The sequence below is a fragment of the Pseudomonas putida genome, from assembly GCF_002906855.1.
GTDB classification, from domain to species: domain Bacteria; phylum Pseudomonadota; class Gammaproteobacteria; order Pseudomonadales; family Pseudomonadaceae; genus Aquipseudomonas; species Aquipseudomonas putida_N.
Window position 1 is genome coordinate 1,697,709 of the sequence record NZ_MINI01000038.1, and the last position, 24,333, is coordinate 1,722,041.

The following is a 24,333-nucleotide window of genomic DNA, read 5'->3' on the forward strand; positions in this document are numbered from 1 at the left end:
GTTAGTTTGAGCTTACAAATGCATCGGAGTAAAAGTGTTTGGCCGGCAACCCGGCGGCGGTCAGTGCATCACGGGCGGAATGGATCATGTCTTCCGAGCCGCAGGCATAGATGACCGCGTCAGCAAGTTCGATGCCGTCATCGAGCAGTGCCTTTTGCACGTAGCCGGTGCGCCCTGGCCAGTCGGCGTGGGCACGCGACAGTACCGGGATGAATTCGGCGTTGAGCCCTTCGAGTTGAGGGGTCCAGTAGATATCACCAGGATGACGCCCACCCCAGTAGACGTAGATTTTCTTGCCGGCGGCCAGCTCGGGGTTACCCAGCAGCTGTTCGAGCATGGCCTTGACCGGCGCAATGCCGGTGCCAGTGGCGAGGAAGACGATGGTGCCTGCCTCTTTGTCGCGCAGGCAGAAGGTGCCCAGCGGGCCCTCCAGGCGCAGCAGGTCGTTGTGCTTGGCACTGCCAAACCAGTATTGCGACATCATGCCTTGCTCGACTTCGCGGATCTGCAGCTCCAGCTTGCCGTCTTCGCGCTGGGCGTTGGCAATGGAGTAGCTGCGACGCAGGCCGCCTTCGCCGATCACGTCCAGGTACTGGCCGGGCAGGTAGTTGAGCTTGCCGGTGGGCGGCACGCGCAGCACCACCTCGACCACGTTGTCGGCCAGGCGGGTGAGGCTGTCGATACGGCAGGGCACGGTCTTGACCACGATGTCGCCGAGGGCGCCGAGATCTTCGGCGTCGATTTCCACGTCGCTGGCGGCGTGGCGGCAGCAGGTCAGGATCATCCCGGCAGCCCGCTCTTCGGCGGTCAGCGAGGTTTCTTCACGGAAGGCTTCAGTTTCACCGCAGACGACGGTGGTCTTGCAGACACCGCAACGGCCGGTGCGGCAGCTGTATTCCAGGGTGATGCCGGCGGCCTTGGCGCTGTCGAGCAGTGAGGTGCCGGATTCGGAACTGAATGTCTTGCCGTTTTGAAGTTTTACTGAAGCCATTTAGGTTACCGGGTTGAAAATAACAAAGACCCCTGAATTCATAGAATAAGCGCAACGCTTGAAACGAGAGGCAGAGAGCCAGCCACCGGTAGAATCCAGGCTCTCACACCGAAGGATTCAAGCGCAGATGACCAGTAGCGAGGATCAATCTACGCCCGCGCAAGCGCTTGGGCTGGAAGACGCCGTACGAAGTGCATACAGGGGTGAGCGTTGCACTTATGTGTTGAATTCAGGACCTGTACAAGTAGCTCATTCACCCCTGTTGAATACCCCGCAGCCCTGTTGCGGCAAGGCCATCCACCGAGGATACTTCGAAGAGCGGTGTACAGGGCAAGCACGCCGTGGCCCCCTTCACACTGGAGCATCTAGAGATACATTGGGTGAGCGAGTCTACCACTGCGTAGCGAAATCGCGCGGATGAATTGCCGGGCGGCTGAAAAACTGCGATTTTTCTGACAAAAGAATATCGCAAGGTACAGTTGGCCTGGGTCCTCGCCCCGCGAGATGAATGCGTTGCGCGGCGCCCGAGAGGGGCTGCGGGGGGCAGGGCTGGTGGTAGGCGAAGGGCGCCTGGGTTGCTTGCTGGGCTGCCGTGGCGCCAGCTGAAAATCCATTAATCACGCTGAAGTGCTTGTCCATGCTGAGTGCGATGAGGCGCCGGGCCGAAGACGGCGCGCTGTCAGTCGCTGCCATCATATCTGACGTGCGGGGTGAGTGCACTCTGGGATGCGTCTAGTGCCAGGCCTCTGAGGTGATGACGGCGGCAGGTCGCTGCTGTTGACACCTGCCATTGCCAATAATCCCTAATTAAGCGGCGCATATGTCATTGAACAGACAAATTATGCGCCACGGTATCGGGGCGTTAGTTATTCATTGCGTTTGTTACTTTGGGCTCCAACAGCCACAGCGTTCCAAGACTGTTTTTGCCGGAAATGACGAAATGCTCGAGTAGCTGCGCCTCATCCAGCCAGGCCAACGTTTTCGAGTTAGGTCCTACACCGAGGTAGATGCATTTCACTTGTAACGAAAGTGCATTCGCTTGGAGCGTGTCAAGCTCGCTTTGTAGCAGCGTTTCGATCATTCCCGGCCCCGGCACTGGGGAGGCGGTGTTCAGCTCGGCATGGTAGATGGCTTGCCGTTGGGCGAGGATCAGGCAGTTGCGGCCATTGTCGGTAGCCCGAAGGAACTCGAGTTCGTTGGCAACGGTTGCATCCCTGGCCTCACTGGCGTTTGCAAGATTGCGGATACCGGTTGCTATCAGGTCGCTGCTGGACATGGCCAGTGTGACACTGCCCAGGCTTACAAAAAAAACAAATGGCGCAACCAAGAGGAGAAACGGCACAGGAAGTGCCCCCCTGCGAAATGAGCGTAGTAGCAAGTCGCACATGATTGCAGCCACCACCAGTGCTGGCCAGAGCACCAGCATCAGGCAAAAGATGTGTGATCGCCCCTGATAGTAGGTAAACAAGCCAAGGCCCAGCACCGAACAGCAGAACAGTACATCGTAGACGGGGTGGTTGCTGTGGCGCTTCCAGGCTGAAACGGCCGTTATGGCCCCCGCCCCGTACACTGCCAGCACCACCTGCCATGGGTGCATCTGCTGTGGCAGGGGTAACATCATGAAGCCGCTGCCATAAAAGAGCTTCTGGGCGCTGAGAGCCTCTTGGATGCCGAGTGGCGCACCCGCCTTGATCCGCAAGATCATCATTAGCCCTGCAAAGGTGGCGAGGGCGGCAACGGTAAAGCTCAGGGCGGGGAGCAACCCACTCAGGCGTACAGGGTGCTTGAACCAGGACTTTACGGTCAGCGATGCGCCGATTGCGACCAGAACGGGAATGCCCGTATCCAGGTTCCAGAATATCGATAACCCCGCAGCCATGCCCAGGAAAGTCAAGCGCCTGTTGCTGGGTTGAGAGCAGTAGCGGGCGAACAGCACTATTGAAACGGTAGGGCAGAAGAAGCGTATCGGGTAGTACTGCAGGTAGATCTCCTGAGTAAAACCGTTCAGGTAAAGGAAAAGGCCAGTGGAAACCAATAAGCACAGGAATGTCATCAGCCTGAGCAATGGGTTATGCACGTACCAATGCAGGATCGCCGCGATTCCCAGCAGGCCAATCAACTGCAATAGCGCGAAAAAAGTAGCCAATGAGGAAATGCTGAGGCCGACCGCCTTGAACACGGGGGCGATGAGTTCGGGAAACAAACCGTATTGCGAAGGCAGGTCAGCGAGCAGCGTTTTGCCGGCCACGACCTGAGTCAAGGCAAAGATGGCGGCGTCGTAACTCACGGACCATTGCAGTGCCTCGGTGACCGTGTTGGCCGTGCTGAAGCGGTAGGGGAGAATCTGCAGCAAGATTGCCGCCAAGCAAGCGATGCCCAAAGAGAAGAGCAGCGGTCTTGGGTGTTCGGTCTTGGTGAAACGGGCGCTGCTCAGGACTAACCCGCAGAGTACTGCGGCCATGAGTAGCATGGCGGGTTTGCCAACTTCAGCAACGCTGGCCGGAAAGAACATGACCCCAGCGAAATCCGACGTGACGAAAGGGTAGATGGATACCAAGCACAGTAAGCCGGCTACCAGAATATTGAGGCGCGCCTTGAACTGAATGCCTTGGCTGTACTTGATGGCCAGAACAAGCCCGGCAGGCGAAAGAGCGGCGAGGAGTACGAAGATGAGCCGCTCCACGGGCTCGGGGCTTATCGGGTTCGGGGTCTCTATCCTGGGGGTTGCGAGAATGGGGGCTTGGACACCCTCTCCGATGTGGAAGTACGGAGCTGCGAACGCAATCAGGAGCGCCATCAGCACCAGGCAGGCGGAAAAGATGACGAAGGTGGTGATGATCTTGCTTATGACGGTTTGCGCTGAAGCGGAGGGGGTGAAACGCCTTGCCATTGAACGTTATCCCTGCATTTTTTGATTTTAATGGCGGCATTCAATCACAGGTGCCACAGCAGGGCTATTTTGTTGTTGCCTCAAAGACTGCTTGCTGATCGAAAAGAGTGCTCGCGTGAGCTTCAACAGCAACTTTGGGATATGGACTACAAGAAAGAGGCGAAATCTGATTTTTCAGGTGAGGAACGAGGCTGCGATGGTAGTGCGCAGCCTCGTTCACATCATCAGTCGAACAGTTCGGCGTCAGCCAGTGCCACCCCGAGCTGATCCTTGCCAGACAAGCTTGGAGTAAAGTCGATCGGCCACTCGATCGCGATTGCCGGGTCATTCCAGGCAATGCAGCGCTCGCTGCGAGGCGAGTAGAAATCGGTGGTCTTGTACAGGAACTCGGCGGTATCACTCAGGGTGACGAAGCCGTGCGCGAATCCTGGAGGAATCCACATCTGGCTCTTGTTTTCAGCGGAAAGGATTGCGCCAACCCATTTGCCAAAACTAGGGGAGGAGCGACGAATATCTACCGCAACGTCGAACACTTCGCCCTGGATCACGCGCACCAGTTTACCTTGGGCGTGTGGCGGCATTTGGTAATGCAGGCCGCGCAGGACGCCCTTCACCGAGCGCGAATGGTTGTCCTGAACGAACTCGGGGCGCTGGCCGGTGACTTCGCTGAAGATGTTGGCATTGAAGCTTTCGTAGAAGAAGCCACGCTCATCGCCGAACACCTTCGGGGTAAACAGGAAAACGTCGGGGATGGCCAAAGGAACCGCGTGCATCAGAACACCTTTTCTTTGAGCAGGTTTTTCAGGTACTGCCCGTAGCCGTTTTTCAGCAACGGTTGAGCCAGACGTTCGAGCTGCTCGGCATCGATCCAGCCGGCGCGATAGCAGATCTCTTCCGGGCAGGCGACCTTGAGGCCTTGGCGCCGTTCCATGGTAGCGATGTACTGGCTGGCATCCAGCAGGCTGTCATGGGTGCCAGTGTCCAGCCAGGCGTAACCGCGACCCATGATCTCGACTTGCAGTTGTTCTTGCTGCAAGTAGAGGTTATTGAGGTCGGTGATCTCCAGTTCGCCACGGGCGGACGGCTTCAGACCTCGGGCCAGGTCGACAACCTGATTGTCGTAGAAATAGAGGCCGGTCACTGCATAGCTGGATTTAGGTACTTTCGGCTTCTCTTCGAGCGAGAGCACGCGACCACTGTCGTCGAACTCCGCTACGCCGTAACGCTCCGGGTCCTGAACGTGGTAAGCGAAAACCGAGGCGCCAGTTTCACGCTGGCCGGCGTTGAGCAGCAGCGACTGGAAGTCGTGGCCGTAGAAAATGTTGTCACCCAGTACCAGGGCCGACGTATCGTTGCCAATGAAGTCGGCACCGATGGTGAATGCTTGCGCCAACCCGTCCGGGCTTGGCTGCACTGCATAAGAAAGGTTAAGGCCCCACTGGCTGCCGTTGCCCAGCAGCTGTTCGAAACGCGGCGTGTCCTGCGGTGTGGAAATGATCAGGATGTCGCGAATACCAGCCAGCAGCAGGGTGCTTAGCGGGTAGTAGATCATCGGTTTGTCATACACCGGCAGCAGCTGTTTCGATACCGACAGTGTGGCTGGGTGCAGGCGAGTGCCTGAGCCGCCAGCCAGAATAATTCCTTTACGAGCCATGAGAGTCCCTATTACTGAATTTCGTCCAGCATCCGTTGCACGCCTTGCTCCCAAAGCGGCATCTTGAGTTTGAAGGTGCTTTCGAGCTTGTCCAGCGCCAGGCGCGAGTTGCGCGGCCGTGGTGCGGGTACTGGATAGTCCTCGGTGCTGATGGCACCGACCTGCTCGGCCGAAACCTTCAGCGCAACACCTTTACTGCCGGCGTGAGCCAGCACGAACCGAGCAAAGCCGTGCCAGCTGGTTTCGCCCGCTGCGGCCAGGTGATAGGTACCGGCCAACTGGCTTGCGTCTGCAGCATTGGTGATCTGTCGCAGGATGTGTGCAGTGACATCTGCGATCAGTTCAGCCCCGGTAGGGGCACCAAACTGGTCGGCTACTACATTGAGCGCATCACGCTCGGCAGCCAGGCGCAGCATGGTCTTGGCAAAGTTATGACCCCGCGCAGCATACACCCAGCTGGTGCGCAGTACCACGGCGCGGGCGCCGCTGGCCTTGATGGCGCGTTCACCTTCGAGCTTGCTGCGGCCATAGACAGACAATGGACCAGTGGGGGCATCTTCCTGCCAGCGGCTCTGCCCGCTGCCATCGAACACATAGTCCGTGGAGTAGTGAATCAGCCAGGCGCCCAATGCTGCAGCTTCGCGTGCCAGCACGCCAGGAGCCTCGGCATTGATCAGTGTTGCTAGCGCCTGTTCGCTTTCCGCCTTGTCCACCGCCGTGTAGGCGGCCGCATTGACTATCACATCGGGGGCCACTTGGCGCACGGTGGCAGCAAGGTTTTCCAGCTCAGCCAAGTCGCCACAGAGCTCGCCGCTACCTTGGCGATCCAGTGCAATGACTTCACCCAGCGGGGCCAAAGCGCGCTGTAGTTCCCAGCCTACCTGGCCGTTTTTTCCCAACAGCAGGATTTTCACGCCTTGTTTGCTCCGTACTGCTGAGCAACCCAGTCGCGGTAGCTGCCATCCATGACGCCTTTTACCCACTCCTGATTGGCCAGATACCACATTACGGTCTTGCGGATACCGGTATCGAAGGTTTCAGCAGGCTTCCAGCCCAATTCGCGCTCGATCTTGCGAGCATCGATGGCGTAGCGGCGGTCGTGCCCTGGGCGGTCGGTGACATAGGTGATCAGTTCTGCGTATTGCTCGACCGGTTTGCCAGTCTGCTGATTGATCACTTGGCGCGAGGTGGCAGGGGCAAGCTCATCGAGCAGGCCGCAAAGGGTGCGAACGATGTCGATGTTGGCTTTCTCGTTCCAGCCGCCGATGTTGTAGGTTTCGCCGAAGGTTCCGGCCTCCAGCACGCGGCGGATGCCCGAGCAGTGGTCTTCCACATACAGCCAGTCGCGGATTTGCTGACCGTCGCCATATACCGGCAGTGCTTTACCGGCCAAGGCGTTGACGATCATCAACGGGATCAGTTTTTCCGGGAAGTGGAAGGGGCCGTAGTTGTTCGAGCAGTTGGTGGTCAGCACCGGCATTCCGTAGGTGTGGAAGTACGAGCGCACCAAGTGGTCGCTGGCAGCTTTGCTGGCCGAGTAAGGGCTGTTGGGGGCGTACGGAGTGGTTTCGGTGAACGCTGGGTCGTTTGGCCCGAGCGTACCGTACACCTCGTCGGTGGAGACGTGCAGGAAGCGGAATGCTTCTTTCTCGTCGCCTTCGAGGCTGTTCCAGTGCGCGCGTGCCGCTTCGAGTAGGCGGAAGGTGCCTACTACGTTGGTTTCGACGAAAGCTTCGGGGCCAGTGATTGAGCGGTCAACGTGCGACTCCGCTGCGAAATGCACGACCGCGCGGGGGCGATGCTCAGCGAATAGTTGGGCCAGCAGCGCTGCATCACAGATGTTGCCGCGAACAAACTGGTGCTGTGTATTGCCCTCTATCGACTGCAGGTTGCCCAGGTTGCCTGCATAGGTGAGCGCATCAAGGTTGACGACGGGTTCGCTGTTGTTCGCGCACCACTGCAGTACGAAATTCGAGCCGATGAAGCCGGCACCGCCTGTTACAAATATCATAGAAAGCTGCTCTATTTGATCGAAAAATGTTGTCCTAAGCACACCACGCTGAGAAACTTCGCATCAACCTTAGCCAGAAAATCAGCGCGTGTCTGAATTAGACCACCCTGATTTGTAAAAATACACACTTGATGGTGAGGTGGTGTTTGTCGCCACAATCTCCCAGGTCGGCAATCCTGCTCTTAAGAAGGGCCGCAGCAGAGGGCTCAAGGTGATGGCGATCAATGCGAGCCTGGAGAAGATGAGCAGACGCTTGACATTAAGGGGTCTTAATGGCTGTGGTGGGGCAAAGACGCTGATCCGGAGCAAGTTGATCAGAGATTGTATAGATGGACATTAAAAATGCTTGCTAGTTCAGCTTGATTAGTAAGAAAGGGAATTATCCAATTGTCCACTTTTAATGGGTGATGGGAATGAATAGGAACGTTATAGATGTCAGTCAGGGAAAAAGATCAAAGTTTTGAAGGGCGAGCACGTATTGAGGCTGCGCCCGGGGCGATTGCGACTCAGCAAAAGGCCGGATCGTATAGAATTGCTTTGGATGCCGCTTATTATCGCCTCAGTTATGCTGACTTGGCTGACTTGAGCGATGAAGATCTTATACGTCACTGGCATGAATTTGGCTATCGAGAAGGGCGGTATGGGTCAGCGTCCCATGCAGCAGGCGATGCTGAGCTCGCCAGTGAGAAGTCCGTAGTCGAAACCGCACCAGAGTCGAAGCCCCGCTCACTACGGAACCAAAAAGTGGAGCTGGATTTTTACCTTGCTCTGTATCCAGACTTGAAAGCCAATGGCATCACAACGCTGCCGCAGGCGGAACTACATTATCAACGGTATGGAAAATCTGAAGGGCGCACTCCTTCTATTGCAAAATGGGCAGCCAAGAATAACCTGTCTGAGCGTCTGATTCCAACAGGTTTTAATATTTCTGCCGTTCTTGAGCGCAGTGCTCGTGATGGTTTTGAAGTAAGCCCTCAGCGGGTTTTTGATACATTGCTAGGTAACAATGTCATCCCTTTGCCACTTGAAGATACACCACACAAGACTCAAGTTGTACTGCTTGGCTTGGGTTCATACTACCTTGAGTCCCAAAAGAAGCAGCAGGGGCGTAACCTTCTTCAAGCCGCGCTCGGCATTGCACCTTCCGCTGAAGCGTTAAATAAACTGGGCTCCAGTTATCTGGATGAAGGCCATGTCAGTATTGCGCTCCGATACTTCCAGGCAGCATCGGTTATACCAGGTGCATCAATCTGGACGGAGTTTAATTGTGCGCTCTGCCTTAAGAGGCTGCACCGCCCTGATGAAGCGATTGAAATGCTCTCGCAAGGCATTTTACGCAATCCTAATCATCGAGCGCTCTATGATGAATTAGATCGATTGGTCGAGGAGAAGTGGCAAGATCAACATGCGTCCATGCTGGTTCGCGTGGATATGCAAGATCGTGGTCTTTTAATTAAAGAAGCGTGTGAGGTTGTAAATTTTATCTATCGCGCTTATCTGACTGCCAGCGGTGTTGATGCATCGAGTAGCGAGTCCTCCATTCCGAAATTGGGGCCGCTAGGAGATATCAATACCGATCGTGTTCTTATTGTTGGTGATTTCCACGTTCCGCAATGCGTTCGCTACCGAATAGACCAAAAGCTTGAGCAACTGCAGCTGCAGGGGAAGAAAGCCACCGCGATAGACTGGACTGAGCTTCAATTCAAACAGAATGAATTGGCGCTGCATGATGTTGTAATATTCTATCGTGTACCTGCCGTGGTGCAAGTCATTAAGGCCATCGCGCAGGTTAACGCGACCGGAAAGCTCAGTCTCTACGAAATTGATGATCTGCTTTTTGTACCAGAGTATCCGCCTGTCTTGGAAAGTTATGGCGGCTATGTGTCCATTGAGACCTATCGAGAATTGACTCGAGGGATGGCATTATTCAACGCCGCAGCTCGACTGTGCCGGCATGGTATTGCCTCGACAGAACCCCTAAGACGCGAGTTGCAAAGCTTGGTGCAGGAACAGCGTTGCTGGCTTCATCGTAACGGTTTGGATAGCCTCAATAAAATACGCACCTCTGACAAAACTGCCAAGAAGCACATAGATATCTTCTACGGAAGTGGGACGCAGGCACATAATACTGATTTTATTGAGCAGGCGCTGCCTGCAATCGAGCGGATATTTAATGATTTTGCTAATGTTCGGTTGATTGTAGTTGGTTATCTTCGATTGCCGAAGGCGTTTCAACAAGCCTATGAGGGAAGGTACATTCATCTTCCTGCAATTGATAGTGTGCAAGGTTATTGGTCGCTTCTGGAACAGGCCGATATCAATATTGCCGTGCTGCATGATGATCGGATCAACTCCTGCAAAAGTGAGCTTAAATGGTTTGAAGCCGCGTGCTACGGGATTCCGTCCGTATTGAGCACGACGGAGAACTACAGAGATGTCGTCAAGGATGGTGAGGACGGATATCTGGCAAGCAGTGAAAGTGAGTGGTATTCGGCGCTGAAGCAGTTGGTAGGTGATAGCGATTTACGCCGTGCGGTTGGAGATACTGCTCAACGCCGCGCAATCTCCGACTATGGTTTGGACGCGCTAGGTAAATCCCTGGGCAAGAACATTGGTAGTTATGCACTCTCTAAGGCTGCAGTAAAGAAAAAAGTTGCATTGGTTAACGTGTTTTTCCCTCCCCAATCAATTGGTGGGGCGACGCGTGTTGTTGCAGATAATTTCTCAACGCTGGTGAAGGATTACGCTGATCAATTTGACTTGTGTGTATTTACTGCTGATGTTGAGTGTCGCGAACCGCACAAGCTAACCGTCTATAATCACGAAGGCTGTCGTGTTTATCGTGCGACCACGCTTTGGCGTGAACATATGGACTGGCATCCGAAAGATCCTGAAATGTATCGCCTTTTCAGCGAGTTCTTGGACAGTGAAAAGCCGGACCTTATACATTTCCACTGTGTCCAGCGTTTAACTGCTTCTATAGTAGCTGCTGCAAAAGACAGTGGCGTGCCATACGTTGTTACAGCGCACGATGCCTGGTGGATTTCAGATTTTCAGTTTTTGGTGGACCATAACTCTAAAGTCTATCCGCAAGGGCACCCAGACCTATATGAAAAGATTGAGTTGCCGACCAATATCAAGCTCGCAGACTCTATCGAGCGTCGTCGTGATCTTAAGGAGTTGTTGCTTGGAGCTACTGAAGTCCTGACCGTATCCAACGCATTTGCAGAGATTTACAGAGCGAATGGGATTGCTGAAGTTACAGTGATACCGAATGGGATATCCGATGACGTGCGATGGCAGAGTAAAGACACGGCCTACTCCAGTAAAGTGGTTTGTGGCCACATTGGCGGGATGTCTGAGCACAAAGGGTACTACCTGCTGAAGGAGGCTGTACTTGCATCTCAGCCTAAGAATATAGAGTTCCTTGTCGTTGACCACTCGAAGGAAGAAGGGTACGAGCATTACTCGCACTGGGGGGACGTCCCCGTTAAATTTATTGGGCGGGTTAGGCAGGAGGATGTAGTTGATCTTTATCGTAAAATTGATGTTCTGTTCGCGCCCTCAACTTGGCCGGAGAGTTTTGGTCTGGTCACCCGCGAGGCGGTCGCGTGCGGCTGTTGGGTAGTTGCAAGCAATCTGGGCGGTATAGGGGAAGATATTGTCCCTGGTGTGAGTGGTTACGTAATTGAACCCTTTGAAAGCGATATCGCTAACGTCTTGGCGCGAATAGATAGCGCTGTAATCGAGCATAAACAACTTTCTCGTGAAGTGATCAGGAAAACGGCGGCTGATCAAGTTGCTTTACTGGTTAGCGTTTATGAAAGGGCTGCTGAAGAAAAGGATCGTTGATATGAAGATTGTTGATGTTGGCCTTTCCTCTGTTATTGTGGCACTTTCAGAGAGTGAAATTACAAGCGTACAATCTGTAAGGCAAGGGCAGGTGGAGGTGCCGTTCAAGCAGCTCAGTAATCACGGCGGTGAGCGCTTGTCTGTCGAAGTAAATATTAAAGATTTTAGTATTTATGAAGATCTTGTGGTTTGCTCGGAATCGGGTGGTGTTAGCTTAAGTGATGTATTTTCGAAGTATCGACTAGACTGTGATCGGCTTTCTGATGAGTTTTATGTCACCGGTGCGATAGTTAATGCTTCAACGCGTGGATTGAGTAACAATGAGTTGTTCTTTGTTGCCTACAACGCTTTGTCTATAATGCCTTCGGCTAATCACTTTTATGGTTCTTTAATCACGCTCATTTCATATAAATACTTGGAGGCTCCCGAGTATAGAGGCTGGATTTTGGATGTATTGGTCGAGGCGAAGAAAAGCTTTGATGATTCAGTTGATCGAACGCTCCCAAATGTTGTGCGCTGGGGGATCTCCTCCACGACTGCGCTTTCCCTAGCTCTCCTATTGAATGATAGAACAGAGACGGCCAATGCTATTGTTGATGTCACCATACAATCGTATGAGCCCCATCTGAATCAGCTAAGCTACTGGAACTATTGCCTTTGTTTGATTTTAAAGGCAACTATGCTTCGCTGCGAGGGGGACGCTAAGGCGGCAGGCTGGAAATATTTGGCAGCTTTTGAGTTTTCGAGAAAATCGATAAATGATATTTATCATGGCCGCAATGACTGGGTACTAGGTCAGTTGTCTGATTGCCATGCCCTATTGAATCTGGGAGAGCTGGCTCTAAAGTGTGCAGCGAAAAGTTTGAGTAAAATTCCGCCGGAGTCAAGGTATGCTGATTTTAAATATTCCGGAAAAATTGTGTTTTCCGCTATATTTAGTCGTTTTCAAAATTCAAGGATAAAATTCAATAGTAAGTTCTTTGATGGTGCCGAAAAGTTGCTCAGTTCATAAATGCTTGATAAGGCATTGCATTGAAAGTATGGCTCTAGAGGGCGCTAGGGCCATATTCTATGTGTTTACCTATTTTGAAGTACCCTTGGGGGTTGCACTCGTGGTTTGATTCTGTGTCATGCGTGGTTGTTTTTAAGTGCGCTTCTGATTCTGAAGGGGCTTGTTGGGCGAAGAATTATTCCGCGGGGTGGCGTCTGGCTAGTTCTCTAAATGTTAGGTAGGGGTTGTTTGTAATGGTTTCGTGGCTTGAGCAAATGGCCATCGCGTAATAGAGGACTTGTGATAGCCCGATTAGGTTGTATATGTTTCCAACGATTTCTTCGTCGTCCTCATTTGTGACTAATACGAAAACAAGCTTGGGTTTTTCCAATTTATTGGCAGAGTAGAAATATGTTTTTTCAAGTCTTTTTATGATAAGTACTTTGTTTTCGTATGGGGCTTTATCAAAGAACGAGTACTCTGTGCTGTCAAGTTTCGCGTCTTCATCTTTTGCGAAGTAAATGATGTTTTTGTGGAATTTGTGTGAGGCGAATAAAGCTTCGTCTGCTTCTCGTACGTGCAGGTTATGCAGTTTACTTGAATCTAATATGCCTTTGCTAAGGTAGTCTTTTACAAGGCGGAAAGTACTGTTCGTGCCAGATATAATAAATTTATTATTGCTGAATACATTGTAGATTTTAAAGAGTTCAGCCTTTGCATGGAGGGCTGTTAGCATCGCTTGGTTTGCATTCTGGCCGTTATGCAGAGCTCTGAGGAAGATATATCCAAATGTCGAGGGGTGATTGCTGCTGTCGATAAATAAAAAATCTAAACTATGCTTAAGTAGGCCCGAGAGTTTTATGCAGTTTGGGTAAGTGTTTTCGATGGATGTCAAGTTCCAGATTGGGTGCTTGTAATCACCTTTCGTTACGTATTTGAAGCTTTGAATGTTTTTGTATTCTCTGATAAATAGGCACCAAAATACTAATCGTATATTGTTCGTGGTCAGCTGGTGAAGGCTCTCGCTGGACTTCTCGAACATAAGTCGATCTGTTTCGTGGTTGATTAGGTCTTTGTTTACCGTAAAGGCATCGATTTCATTGTTGGTTAGATGGTATGAATTGCCGAACCTGAAATCGCCAACCATGATGAACTGACGGTCGGTGTTGATCGTTTTCTTTATATTGTGGTGCCAGATCGGTAATCCACCTAGGCCATAAAAGTCTTCGTCGATGGCGAAAAAGTTTTTTAATCTATTCCATCGCACAACATGTGATGGTCCGATAATCATTTGTTTAGCTCTCATTGGTTTTCGTATCGACGAGTGGCTGGTACAGGTAGTGCTAATAATTACACGATAGGGAGGTCAATGAGGACAGGTCAGAACGGTGACGGATTTTTTTATCTTCGCACCATTGCTGCCAGTTGTTAACTTCCGACCACTTGTTTAGGAATATAAAATCCATGTTGGCGCCGATGGCGGCGTGGTGATCGTATTTGCTGTCGCCTAAGAATAGCGAGCTTGAGCTGATGTTGCCATTGCTTTGTTCGCGAGAAAGGATATGTTCTTTAGTGTCAGGGCTTCCAAATATGCCGCCGTCAAACATACTAGAAATATTACGAATTTCGAAAATGGAGCGAAGTTCATTTTCATCGCCGCCGGACACAATTAGCCACTTGGCGTGTTCGGTTTCTTTGCGCAGGTCATAGATTCCTGGTGATATCTCACAATTCAGTAGTCCCTCCTGGACATGGTTGGCGTAAACGGATAGCAGAGTGTCAATAAGACCTTCGGTGGTTTGTTGAGGGATTATGTGCTCTAAGAAGTATGAGAACTTTTTGTAGCGAGATATTCCGCCATTTTCAACATGGTATTTTGCCAACGCCTCTGCGGCTTGCTTTCCATAGGGTAAAGCAGCTTGGTAAAAGGCTTGGGTCTTTACTTTGTTAGAGTTGAGTACAACTCCGTCGCAGTCGAAAACTAATGTTGAGTAGTTTGACAGATCGAGTTTGCAGTTTGTCATACCCTCACCAGTCCTCTGTCAATCAGGCATTCTGCAACTGTGAAATCTTCAGGCCAGTCGATGTCATGGCTTACGAGCTTATCAAGTGGGTGAAGGTAGGGTTTCTTGCCGATACGGTCATCTAGTTTTTTGTAAATTTCAGTGCTGGCAATGAAGGCGCCGCTATTGATCTCATGGATCGCTTCGAGGGTCTGGGTTCTAGGCCACTTTTCAACATTCCTGTCATAGTTGAGTGGTTGTTTCTGATCCCAGAGGAAGCTATGTAGAAGCGTTGTTGTCATTAGCGAGTCATGCCCTTCGCTAATCTTCTGGTAGTAAAGGGAAATGATGTCGTTGTAATGGTCAGCTGTTAAGAATGGCGATGTGACGTGCGTCCAGAGAATGTCCCCTTCGTGGATTAAGGATGCCGCGTGCGCTACGAGTTCATCTGTGCTTGTGCTGCTTGAAGACAGTGCCTCGGATCTTTTGTGAAGTCTGATTTTTTCGCATTTCAGGGAGGACGCATATTCGAGAATGCAGTCGTCATTGGTGCTTAGCATGATTTCGTCGACGCGGCTCGACTCAATCAGTTGCTTAAGTTTGATTTCAATCATGCCAAATTCAAATCCTGCAAATGGCTTGATGTTTTTTTGTGGGATCCGCTCGCTTCCCTTTCTGCAGGGGAGGAAGCAAGTTAGCTTTTGCTTGTTCATTTCACTGGTCCGTAGATGCTTTGGCATTTGATGTCGTAGCGCGTTGGGGTCAGGCACAGCAGAGGGGTGCTGCCTGGGGTTTCTTGGTACTTCTTGAGCAAGTTATTGGTGTCGGCGTTGCGCGGGTCCTCGCCGGTGTAACCATCAAAGCCTGCCATCAGAATACGCTTTGCCTTACCGGAAGCAGCTACGGCTAGCGCATAAGCAACCACTAGTGAGGTCGGAATGGTGCAGTGCGTTTCCTCGAAAGAAAATTTCTCACTCTGTACATTCAGCCCATAGTCAAAAATATTCTTGCTTCTCAGCGCATCCTGTACATCGGCTGGGAGCATTGAAAACGGTGTAATCAGAGGTTGAGGCAGGTTGATATGCGCTTCACAGTCTGCAAGCAAACGCACTGGATGGCAGGCTACCCTCACATCGATAAACTCAGCTGCAATCGAGCTTTGTGTGTTCAATGCCACGACCAATGGCTTATGTTCGGTGATGAATTGCTCCAATGCTCGCCGGTGTGCAGCAACACCCGGTCCAGTACCCAACAGCAGTACTTCCTTTTCCAGGAAAAGGCTTTCAGGTAGCCAATTTCCAGTCGGGTTTCCCTGGTAGAAATGCCTGGCAGCGTCTAATGTGTTTTCGCTGTATTTTTTTCCACCCTCTTTACGAAGATGCTCAATGACAGCAAGAATATCTTCTTCCCCGAAGCGAGAGTCGCTGAGCATTTGCTGGATGTAAGTAGGGTGAATGCCGTACTTGCCGGCGAGATAATAATATGGGTTGGTGCCCCAGCCATATTCTGCTTGCATGGGTTTGAAGTGTTCGCGAAGTAGTTGCATTAATGGGATGAAATTCGATGCTTTTTGCTCTCGGGCAGAGATTTCAATCGCAAGTTCTTCTGTACGAGCATTCCCTGGACCTCTGCCCATGCCGGTCACTGTCGAATCAATCCAGGTGACGCCTTCATCCATAGCGCGTAGCGAATTGGACAAAGCAAGGCCCAAGTTATCATGGGTATGGATTCCCAGCGGGCCATGCCACTCACTCTTGATCCATTTTATAATTTCAGCAACGTCGTCAGGCGACATACTGCCCATGCTATCCGCAAAGTAAAGAACGTCCAGTGGGAAGCCGGTGGCAAGCTTCGCCAGTGATTTGATTTCACGCTCTGAGCAGTTGGCTACCTGCATCAGGTTAAAGCCGACTTGATAACCGCGCTCTTTCAGCCAGTTAGAGGCTGGCAGCGCATCGGCAAATTCGTGGACGTGGCAAGCAATACGTACCAGATCAATAGGCGAATCATCTGCTCTAACAGGGAATAAAAGGTTCAGTGCTTGCTGAAGCGGAAGCTGACCTACCAGTTCGCTAGCATTCACCATCACGCCGACGGTAAAGCATGGTGGAATAGCCAGGGTGCGCAGGAAATTATCAGTAGTGTATGCGCACGCGCCACTGAATTTGTTATTTTTCAGGGAGCGGAGCCCTAGCTCAATGGTGTGGATGCCTGCGGCTTGCATGGCAGCGATGTACTGCGCTACCAGCGTTTCGGAGAAATTCCAGTTGTTGTAATAGCCACCGTCTCGTAGCGTGCAATCCAAATGCTTCATTTATGATCCGTCCATTTTGAGGTGGTTAATATATGACCGGTTCATGGCTGTCAGCTAGTGACTGACAGGATCCCTGATGTCGGCTAATTTTTTGATCTATAGACGTTATATGTGGCTTCGTGACTGAGAGATTGTTGAGCCGCTGGCCTGCCCGCTGCGGTGGTAATGCGATCCCACCATAAGGACCAGTCAAGTAATCGAGGCTAAGTGCAGGGTGATAGTTAAGGTCATTCTGGGTGGCGCCCCAGCGCTTGATGAAATTCTCTTGCTCGCGTTGAGCTCGAGATTTTTTTTCTGCAGTGAGATCTTTCCCTCGGCTAGCTGACTCAGCATGTATCAGCTGCGCAAAAGCGCTCCAAAGCAAGTGCATCCCTCGCTGCTGAATTCGCAAACACAGGTCCACATCGTTGAATGCCACCGGAAACGCACGCTCATCCAAGCCGCCTACCTCATCAAACACCGATTTTCGCAGCAACAAGCAAGCTGCAGTCACGGCGCTCTGCCTACGGGTGACCTGGTTCATCCCCAGATATCCGGCATCATGCTGTTCAAGGTTGTTGCCGGTATGTGCTGCGAGGCCATTTATCCCCACAACCACGCCACCATGCTGCACCATGCGGTTTGGCCATAGCAGTTTCGCCCCCACTGCGCCAACTCTTGGCCGGAGCAACTGAGCAACCATTTCCTTGAGCCACCCGCCCTCGATAATCTCGATATCGTTGTTCACCAGGCCAATAAGCTCGCCCGTCGCAATGCTGGCAGCACGATTGTTGATGGTCGAATAGTTGAACGGGTAGGGGTGGTGCAGAAGGGTCACGCCCCGCGCCTTGATGTCCTCGAAATAGGCCAGGGTTGCGGGATCACTGGACTGGTTGTCGACAACGATGATTTCCAGATTTGGATAGTCGGTGTCGTTCAGCAGCCCTTCGATGCAGGCGTGCAGCAATTTGTATTGATCTCGCGTAGGTACAATCAGGCTGACTCGTGGCAGCTCTTCCGGCAGCGGCCATTGTGCCCTGAGCAGTGCCGGGTAATCGTGCACGCGGCATACCGTAGCGCCCGTTGCCAGCGCTTGGCACAACCATTCGACCGCACTCAGGCGTTGCGCTGATGGCTCGGCCTGCTCCGGGCTGGCCGGTGCATGGTTGGCACGGTGGTAAAGCACGCGAGGCAAGTGGGCAACACTTGCGTCGCTGTTCTGAGTGGCCAAGGCCACGCCTGCAATCAGCTCGTGCCAGCCAACGGATGCTTGATCACCTCGGGTGCCTAGCAGTGCAAGGGCTGTTTCTACGATACTTGCGCCAAAGATCGCACCCGGCGTGAAGACATCGGCCCCGATAAACAGGTCGATGTCCCACACCGGTTTCAGCCAGGGCAGGCTGCGCTCGCCTTGAGGACCGTCCCGGTCACAATCGGCAAATGCCCACGCACTGCCATCATCGAGCAATGCGCTAAGGTGAGGCAGGGCATGAGGTGCCAGGCGATCACCGGCGTGCAGCGGCAAGATGCGATCACAGCCTGCCGACAGCAGTTGAGTAATTCCTGGTGTCAGATCTGCCGGCGGTGCGATGGCCAATGTATGAACGTCTGCACGATTACCGCTGAGGCTCGTCAGGCTGATTTGCTCCAGCGTCTCTTCACCCTCGCTGATCAGCAGCAGGCCGAGTTTGCCTTGCAGGGCTGGGGAGTCCTTTTCATCCAGACGCTGAAATGCCTCAAACCACTGAGGATAAGTCTCCCAGCCAGCACTTTTCGGCAGGCGCAAACTTTGCTCGTTGGCGACCGCGCTGATCAGCTCCAGCGTTGCGGCATCCTGCGTAGAGTCAAGCTGCTTGATCAGGCCCTCCACACCCTGCGGCCAGCAGCACAGGCGGATGGGGCTGCCCGCCAGGGGTTGCCCCTGGTCATTGACCACATCCAGCACGTGCACCTTACCGTCAGCCAGCTCCCAGGGCAGGTCGATCGCAAATCCGTGGTCGCTGGTAGCCCTGTATGCGAGGGCTTGGTTATGCACGTTGCACGAGGCCTGGCTGATGACCTTGTTACCTTCACGCACCGTCACTTGCACATGGCGGCGCGGAGCCTGTGGGTCCCAGCACCAGCCGCCGACCCGCAGGCCGCCGGTGTGCCATACCTGTGACGCAACGGAGGCAGTGTCCTGGCTTGGCGTGGTGGGCAACAATACCTGGCCATCGAGAGACACCGCCTGGTTGGCGATCTGCGCGGTGATGACGCGTGCCTCATCAAGCCAGCTCTGGCGCAGTTGCACGACAAACCCATGGAACTGGTCACCAGCCGGCGCTTGCGGCTCGTACTGGTCGGCGCGGGCGAGTGCGACACTGGCGCCATCGACGAACACCTCGATGACCAGGCGTTGTTCCGGCTGTGCATTGTTCATGGCCCAGCCATATAGCACGTCACCCTGCAAGCCGAGGATGGCGCCATTGAAGGCAGGAGGGATGACGGGCTGCTGAGCCGCCTGTGGTTGATCCAGGAGGTGTTGGGTCATCGGTCCGGGCTCGGTTTAAAAGGCAAAGAAGTGTGGGCGGTTGCGCCGGCTTCGCTCGCAAGCAGGCTGGGGTGAGCGAATAGTGGTTGGGCCAGTTCGTCCGCGAGTGCTGGTGCATGCCAGTCGCTGCCAGGGTTTTCGGCGAGGCTCAGTACGGCTTCGCAGCCAGCTGCCTGGGCGCGTTCGGCCAGGCTGAAGTCATGGACTTCAGGAAGCTCGTGTACGGTACCGATGGCTCGCAATTGTTTTAGCCAAGGGCTGTTGCCCTGTGCCAGCAAACGAATTGGCAGCTGCTCGCGCCTGATATGCTTGGCGAGCTTTAGCCAGCGCTGGGCGGTGTCAGGATCACGCAGGTTGTCGCCAATCAGCAGTACCTTTGGCGTAGCGGCAGGTGCAATCCCGCGAAGCGAGCTCGTTTGTGCGAGCAACGGGGCGCCAGGCAAGGTATCCGCATAGCTTTCCTGAAGTGCCTTCCAAGGCAGCTGCACGCTGGCGGCTTCCCGGGCAAAGCGCTGCCAGTCGTAGTCACCTTGCTGACTGAGCAGGCGGTCGTCGTGGCAAAAGATGCGGTACGGGATGTCCAGCAGAGCAGGGAGGTCGCACAAAGGCACCGGGCAGCGCGCCAGCTGCTGGAACACCAGGTGCTGCAGCGGCAAGGTGCGTAGGCACTCGACCAGGGGGGGGAGGTCGCCCGGCAGCTCGAACTCCAGGTTCAGCGTCAGTGGCTTCAGGGGCGCGCGCAGCACTGCCCACTCGCGATGGCTATCGCGGTGGTAGCTCAGGCTGAAGTCCGCGTCGCTGTTCGAACCGTCATGGATGTACAAGGCCTTGTTGGCCCCAGCTGGCCAGCAAGCGTTCTGTTCGCTTGCCGACTTGCCGGCCAGGTGCTTGAGGCGCGCCTGTTGCAGCGCCTGCCGCGCCGGCTTGATCGGGTCGCGCAGGATGAAGGCGTTGTAGCGCGCCGAGGCGTCGGGGTAGCGTTTGCGCAAAATGGCATTGTTGTGCGCCACGCGCATGATCTTTTCGGCACCGAACGAGATGCCGCCCTGGTGCGCGACGAATACGTTGGGTGCCCCCATATGCCGCCAGCCATGCTCGCGGGCACGCAGGCACCAGTCGGTTTCTTCGCCATAGCCGCGCGACAGGTGCACTTCGTCCAGGTAGCCCACCTCATCCAGCGCGGCGCGCTTGATGTACAGGCAGAAGCCGCAGCCGGTCTCGATTTCCATCGGTGGGCTATTCACCTGGCGGGCCAGTTCGTCCAGCTCGGCCTGCGCCTTGGCGCTAGGCATGTCATGGCACACCTGGCTCTGCGGGAAGCTCATCAGCTCGCCGTTGTTGGTGAAGGGTGTGACCGAGGCTATATCGTCGGCGCTGTAGGCCACTTGGCGCAGGCGGTCGAGCCACGCGCCGTGCACGCGGGTGTCGGCGTTCAGCCACACCACGTCCTTGTTCGGGCTCAGGGCCATGGCGCGGTTCATGGTGCGGATGAAGCCGAGGTTCACGGCGTTCTGCACCAGGGTGATCTTGCCTTTCGCCGCCAGCACCTTCAGCGCCTTGGTCAGCTTGGGCTGCGGTGAGGCATCGTCGAACACCACCAAGCGGTGGGGCGTGCGGTTAAGCTTGCGGGCTTCAAGGGCGCTGTTGATGCACTCGAGGGTTTCTTCAAGGCCGTCATAAACCGGGATCAACACATCAACCGGTTGTTCCAGGCCGCCACCGCCTGCGGCAGGCGGCGGCACCAGGGCCGGCATGGCGTACACCGGGCTGCCCTGCAGTGAAGTGCCGTCGGCGAAGCGCACGTGCACGGCGGCTGTCGGGTTGGGCACGCTGATACGGATGCCGCCATGGGTGGCAGGCAGGCCGGCGGCGCTCAGCAGCGGGTGAGGGGCGCTGGCCGTAGTTGCAACTTTGGCGCCGTTGGCTTCCAGTTGCAGGGTGACTGGCGCTTGCAGGTTGCGCAGGTCGATGGCCCAGCCATGGATCTCGCGGCGTTCCTCGACGTAGCGCATCACCCCGACGGTGCGCGGGGCGTCAGCTTGCGCAGCCAGGAGTTTGAGCACCAAGGCCAGCTCTTTGCCGGAGGCGATTTCTGGCAGGTAGGCGAGGATCATCCGGCGCAGTTCGGCGGGCGTATTCGCCTGGCTGCGGGCCTCCCACAGGGTCATGCGGATGGCCGCTTCATTGGGCTGTTTGCGCCACGCTGTGGTCAGGTATTTGCAGGCCAGGGCACTGTGCCCCTGGGCTAGCAGGCTGCGACCGATCAGGGCATGGATGTCGGCGCGTTCGGGCAGGGCCCGGGCGGCATTGCTGAAAAACAAAAAGGCCAGCTCAGGCGCCTGCGGCAGGGCCGCGATGCCTTTCCATACTTGGGCTTCCGGCCGGTACTCGGCGGTCTGCAAGGCGCGCTCGAGTGCGGCGGCCGCCAGGTCATGCGCATTGGCTTGCCGATGGCGGTGGAAGATGTCCATGAGCGTTTCGCGCCCATGGTCAAGAATTCTGGACATAAGCTTGGCTTGGCTACAAAAAATAAAAAGAGGGGCGACCCGGAAGTCGCCCCTTTGGCGTATACCCGGCCTTGCGGCCGGGCATATGCGGGCTACAGCAGGGCTAGTTACACCTGGCCGTGCAGCACAACGACGTTGTCGATGTGGTTAGCAGCTTCGGCGGAACCAACGATGCCCAGAGCGACGTCGGCGTGAGTGCCACCGTTCTCCAGAGCAGCCATCCAGCCGGCTTTGCCTGCCTCTTCTGCGTCGCGGCCCAGTGCCGACTGGTACAGAGCGTCGATGAAGTCGCTGTTGGACTTGTTACCAGCCTCTTCCGAGCCCACGATGGCTTTGGCAACGTCTGCACGGCTGGTGCCGTTGAACAGCAGGTTTACCCAGCTGTTCAGGCCTTCGGCTTCAACTTCGCGACCCAGTACATTGCTGTACAGGTTCGATACGAAGTCGGCGTTCGACTCGTTCAGTGCCTGAGCTTCTGCAGAAGTCGAGATGGCTGCAGCGATATCAGTCAGGCTGACACCTTTGGCCAATTCGGCTTGCCAGTTGCTGAGGCCAGCTTCTTCGGCATCACGGCCCAGCAGAGCTTGGTACAGCTCGTTGATGTCGACCGCGCTCACGGTGTTGGAGAACTCGGCAGAGTTCAGGAACGAGTTGGCCAGGTCTTGCAGCGAGGTGCCAGCTGCCAGCTCCGATGCGTAGTTTTGCGCACCATTGGCATCAACGTCGCGGCCCAGGAGGCCTTCGTACATGCGCAGCACGGTGGCTTCAGCTTCGCTGTGAGCCAGAGCTACGGTGTCACCGTTGGCGAAGGTCAGGAACTCTGCGTTGGAGATCAGCGCAGTCTGGTTACCGGTCAGGTTGACGCTGTAGTTGTTGCCGACAGCGAAGTTGTAGTCGCCACGTGCGCCATCCAGCTGAACAACGTCGAAGCCTTCGCCGGTGTCGACCACGTCAGCGTGGTTGCTGCCGCTCAGGATCACGGTGTCGGTGCCCGAACCGGTCTTCACGTAGTTGTTGCCAGCGCCAGCGACCACGGTGTTGTTGCCGTTGCCGGTGATGATGGTGTCGTTGCCGTTGCCTGCGTCGATGAAGACGTTCTGGTCGCCAGCAACAGTGATCAGGTCGTCGCCGTTACCGGTGGTGACGATCTGGTCGACTTGGCCAGTAGCGGCCAGGGTGGCAACTTGGGCAGCCGGAGTCGGAACATTGACAACCAGGTTGGCGTCGCTTTCCAGGATGAAGGTGTTGGCGCCGGCAGCTTGGGCTGCGGTCAGGTCAACCACTACCTGGTCGTGCTGGGCACCAACGACTACGCCGGTTACCACGTTGGCGTTGCCGCCTTCTGGCAGAACCAGGTTCACGCCGTCGAAGGTAGCAACGTTGACGGTTGCGCCTTCAGCGTCCAGGCCCAGCAGCGAGCTGATGGCGTCGACGGTGGTGGCCGACAGGGAGGACGCTGCCAGGTGGTCTTGCAGTTCCGCTACGGGATTATCGTATTGCATTGTGTATTCCTGTTACTTCAAGCCAGTTGGCTTGTTGCACTGATTTTCTGCGGTTGCGCAGAGTGTTCCCACGGAGACTTAGAGCGGGCAGCGTTCATCTTCGTAACGGGAGTAACGGCGATATGCAGCGCCACCAACGGCTCGGTGCCGGTGGGGCCATGCATCATCTGATTGGAGACCAGGCGCTGCGGCTCGGCGTTGCCGAACACGATGTGGCCTGTGAGTTCGTAGCGTTTGCGCTGTGGGCCGACCAGGCTGAAGCCGGTGCAGATCAGCGGCAGGCCTTCGCCACGTACGCCGACGAAGGTGCCGGTGGATACGTTGCGGCTAGGGCCGGAGCCGGCGACCATGCAGGTGTAGAGCAGGTCGACACCGGCCGGTTTGTTCGGCCAGTTGATGGCAAAGCTCTCGATGAATTCGTCGCTGTTTGGCATGCCGACCCAGCCTTCGCTGGACACCACCTCGCCTGAGCGCTGCAGGTGCGCGGTCAGTTCGAGAGGCGTTGGTGCTGCGCTGCTGGCAATGGCCGGGGCTGGCTCGGTGCTGGACACCACGGCAAAGGTGCGCATGATGGCAGGGGAGTTGTCGATGCGGTCGATGCGCAGGTCGATCGGTTCGATCACGTCGTCGAACATGTGGTATTCGGTGATCAGGACGGTGGTGACCCCACCCTTGACCCGCGCCACGATAGTGTCGCCGAGCTTGGTCAGCATGTTCTTGCTGACGCCTTCGGCCGGGAAGAAGTCGATGGAGCCTTTGCCCAGGGGCGCTTGCTGCAAGGCAATGCACACGGGCTTGTCGGCCGGGGGCTGCGAGGCGTACCGGAAGATGTACATGCCGGGTTCGAGCAACGTCACCCGCGAACTGATCTTCAGGCCGTCAAGCGGTTGCGAAGGCATAGACATGGCTTTGTTAAGCTCCTTTTACGTACAACACTGGCAGCTAACTTGCTCAAACCTGTGCGTAACCAATACGGCCAGTGATGGCTCCCTGCAAGCCGCGAAGATGCAGCGGTGAGAAAAGCTTGTCAACCGCGATGGTTAAAAAAAATTTCATTAAAAAAACGAACTAAATCGGCTTAGCCGCGTCGCTGCTGGGTTGCAAGGGCA

General features: G+C 54.8%; 16 protein-coding genes. 2 read left to right on the forward strand and 14 right to left on the reverse strand.

The features are described 5' to 3' along the window. Position 1 precedes the first annotated feature (1 nt). The 6 genes from BGP85_RS20475 to rfbB all read right to left on the reverse strand — a co-directional run bounded on the left by BGP85_RS20475 (position 2) and on the right by rfbB (position 7,546). Positions 2–991, reverse strand: a complete 990-nt coding sequence (locus tag BGP85_RS20475) for an FAD-binding oxidoreductase (protein WP_103449613.1) — start codon at positions 989–991, stop codon at positions 2–4. Between the two features lie 862 nt (positions 992–1,853). Further along, on the reverse strand, positions 1,854–3,881 hold the full coding sequence (locus tag BGP85_RS20480) for a hypothetical protein (RefSeq protein ID WP_103449614.1): 2,028 nt from the start codon (positions 3,879–3,881) through the stop codon (positions 1,854–1,856). A 224-nt stretch (positions 3,882–4,105) separates the two neighbouring features. Continuing rightward, positions 4,106–4,654: a dTDP-4-dehydrorhamnose 3,5-epimerase gene (gene rfbC / locus BGP85_RS20485; protein ID WP_103449615.1), complete on the reverse strand. Its 549-nt coding sequence runs from the start codon at positions 4,652–4,654 to the stop codon at positions 4,106–4,108. Further along, a complete protein-coding gene (gene rfbA, locus BGP85_RS20490) occupies positions 4,654–5,535 on the reverse strand; it encodes a glucose-1-phosphate thymidylyltransferase RfbA (RefSeq protein ID WP_103449616.1) in 882 nt (293 codons plus the stop codon). The genes rfbC and rfbA overlap by 1 nt, the downstream gene beginning before the upstream one ends. An 11-nt stretch (positions 5,536–5,546) precedes the next feature. Then, positions 5,547–6,449 carry a dTDP-4-dehydrorhamnose reductase gene (gene rfbD / locus BGP85_RS20495; protein ID WP_103449617.1) on the reverse strand — a complete coding sequence of 301 codons (903 nt, stop codon included), beginning with the start codon at positions 6,447–6,449 and terminating at the stop codon, positions 5,547–5,549. Further along, positions 6,446–7,546, reverse strand: a complete 1,101-nt coding sequence (gene rfbB / locus BGP85_RS20500; protein ID WP_103449618.1) for a dTDP-glucose 4,6-dehydratase — start codon at positions 7,544–7,546, stop codon at positions 6,446–6,448. The genes rfbD and rfbB overlap by 4 nt, the downstream gene beginning before the upstream one ends. Positions 7,547–7,978: 432 nt before the next feature. Here rfbB and BGP85_RS20505 point away from each other — a divergent pair, with 432 nt between their 5' ends. Together BGP85_RS20505 and BGP85_RS20510 are read left to right on the forward strand one after the other, a co-directional pair. Continuing rightward, entirely contained in the window at positions 7,979–11,398 is a 3,420-nt protein-coding gene (locus BGP85_RS20505; RefSeq protein WP_103449619.1) for a glycosyltransferase, read from the forward strand. Position 11,399: 1 nt separating this feature from the next. Beyond that, entirely contained in the window at positions 11,400–12,410 is a 1,011-nt protein-coding gene (locus BGP85_RS20510) for a hypothetical protein (protein WP_103466510.1), read from the forward strand. Positions 12,411–12,585: 175 nt separating this feature from the next. On the opposite strand, the gene BGP85_RS20515 is transcribed toward BGP85_RS20510, so the two are convergent. The 8 genes from BGP85_RS20515 to BGP85_RS20550 all read right to left on the reverse strand — a co-directional run bounded on the left by BGP85_RS20515 (position 12,586) and on the right by BGP85_RS20550 (position 24,123). Beyond that, positions 12,586–13,695: a hypothetical protein gene (locus BGP85_RS20515; RefSeq protein ID WP_181005070.1), complete on the reverse strand. Its 1,110-nt coding sequence runs from the start codon at positions 13,693–13,695 to the stop codon at positions 12,586–12,588. Between the two features lie 37 nt (positions 13,696–13,732). Further along, positions 13,733–14,413, reverse strand: a complete 681-nt coding sequence (locus BGP85_RS20520; RefSeq protein WP_103449620.1) for an HAD family hydrolase — start codon at positions 14,411–14,413, stop codon at positions 13,733–13,735. Continuing rightward, positions 14,410–15,105, reverse strand: coding sequence for an acylneuraminate cytidylyltransferase family protein (locus BGP85_RS20525; RefSeq protein WP_103449621.1), 696 nt, complete (start codon positions 15,103–15,105; stop codon positions 14,410–14,412). The genes BGP85_RS20520 and BGP85_RS20525 overlap by 4 nt, the downstream gene beginning before the upstream one ends. Further along, positions 15,102–16,706, reverse strand: a complete 1,605-nt coding sequence (locus tag BGP85_RS20530) for an aldolase catalytic domain-containing protein (RefSeq protein ID WP_103449622.1) — start codon at positions 16,704–16,706, stop codon at positions 15,102–15,104. Before BGP85_RS20530 ends, BGP85_RS20525 begins: the two co-directional genes overlap by 4 nt. Positions 16,707–16,731: 25 nt before the next feature. Beyond that, positions 16,732–19,215, reverse strand: a complete 2,484-nt coding sequence (locus BGP85_RS20535; protein WP_103449623.1) for a glycosyltransferase family 2 protein — start codon at positions 19,213–19,215, stop codon at positions 16,732–16,734. After that, positions 19,212–21,686 (reverse strand): glycosyltransferase family 2 protein, encoded by a 2,475-nt coding sequence (locus BGP85_RS20540; RefSeq protein ID WP_103449624.1) that lies wholly within the window; start codon positions 21,684–21,686, stop codon positions 19,212–19,214. Before BGP85_RS20540 ends, BGP85_RS20535 begins: the two co-directional genes overlap by 4 nt. A gap of 143 nt (positions 21,687–21,829) precedes the next feature. After that, positions 21,830–23,224, reverse strand: coding sequence for a DUF4214 domain-containing protein (locus BGP85_RS20545; RefSeq protein ID WP_103449625.1), 1,395 nt, complete (start codon positions 23,222–23,224; stop codon positions 21,830–21,832). 17 nt (positions 23,225–23,241) lie between these two features. Further along, a complete protein-coding gene (locus tag BGP85_RS20550; protein ID WP_103449626.1) occupies positions 23,242–24,123 on the reverse strand; it encodes a hypothetical protein in 882 nt (293 codons plus the stop codon). Positions 24,124–24,333: the final 210 nt, after the last annotated feature.

Coding starts and splice junctions, on each gene's coding strand:
- rfbB (WP_103449618.1), bottom strand. CDS start 7,546: ATGATATTTGTAACAGGCGGTGCCGGCTTCATCGGCTCGAATTTCGTA.
- BGP85_RS20545 (WP_103449625.1), bottom strand. CDS start 23,224: ATGCAATACGATAATCCCGTAGCGGAACTGCAAGACCACCTGGCAGCG.
- BGP85_RS20515 (WP_181005070.1), bottom strand. CDS start 13,695: ATGAGAGCTAAACAAATGATTATCGGACCATCACATGTTGTGCGATGG.
- rfbC (WP_103449615.1), bottom strand. CDS start 4,654: ATGCACGCGGTTCCTTTGGCCATCCCCGACGTTTTCCTGTTTACCCCG.
- BGP85_RS20550 (WP_103449626.1), bottom strand. CDS start 24,123: ATGCCTTCGCAACCGCTTGACGGCCTGAAGATCAGTTCGCGGGTGACG.
- BGP85_RS20505 (WP_103449619.1), top strand. CDS start 7,979: ATGTCAGTCAGGGAAAAAGATCAAAGTTTTGAAGGGCGAGCACGTATT.
- BGP85_RS20525 (WP_103449621.1), bottom strand. CDS start 15,105: ATGAACAAGCAAAAGCTAACTTGCTTCCTCCCCTGCAGAAAGGGAAGC.
- BGP85_RS20530 (WP_103449622.1), bottom strand. CDS start 16,706: ATGAAGCATTTGGATTGCACGCTACGAGACGGTGGCTATTACAACAAC.
- BGP85_RS20535 (WP_103449623.1), bottom strand. CDS start 19,215: ATGACCCAACACCTCCTGGATCAACCACAGGCGGCTCAGCAGCCCGTC.
- BGP85_RS20510 (WP_103466510.1), top strand. CDS start 11,400: ATGAAGATTGTTGATGTTGGCCTTTCCTCTGTTATTGTGGCACTTTCA.
- BGP85_RS20475 (WP_103449613.1), bottom strand. CDS start 991: ATGGCTTCAGTAAAACTTCAAAACGGCAAGACATTCAGTTCCGAATCC.
- BGP85_RS20480 (WP_103449614.1), bottom strand. CDS start 3,881: ATGGCAAGGCGTTTCACCCCCTCCGCTTCAGCGCAAACCGTCATAAGC.
- rfbA (WP_103449616.1), bottom strand. CDS start 5,535: ATGGCTCGTAAAGGAATTATTCTGGCTGGCGGCTCAGGCACTCGCCTG.
- BGP85_RS20520 (WP_103449620.1), bottom strand. CDS start 14,413: ATGACAAACTGCAAACTCGATCTGTCAAACTACTCAACATTAGTTTTC.
- BGP85_RS20540 (WP_103449624.1), bottom strand. CDS start 21,686: ATGGACATCTTCCACCGCCATCGGCAAGCCAATGCGCATGACCTGGCG.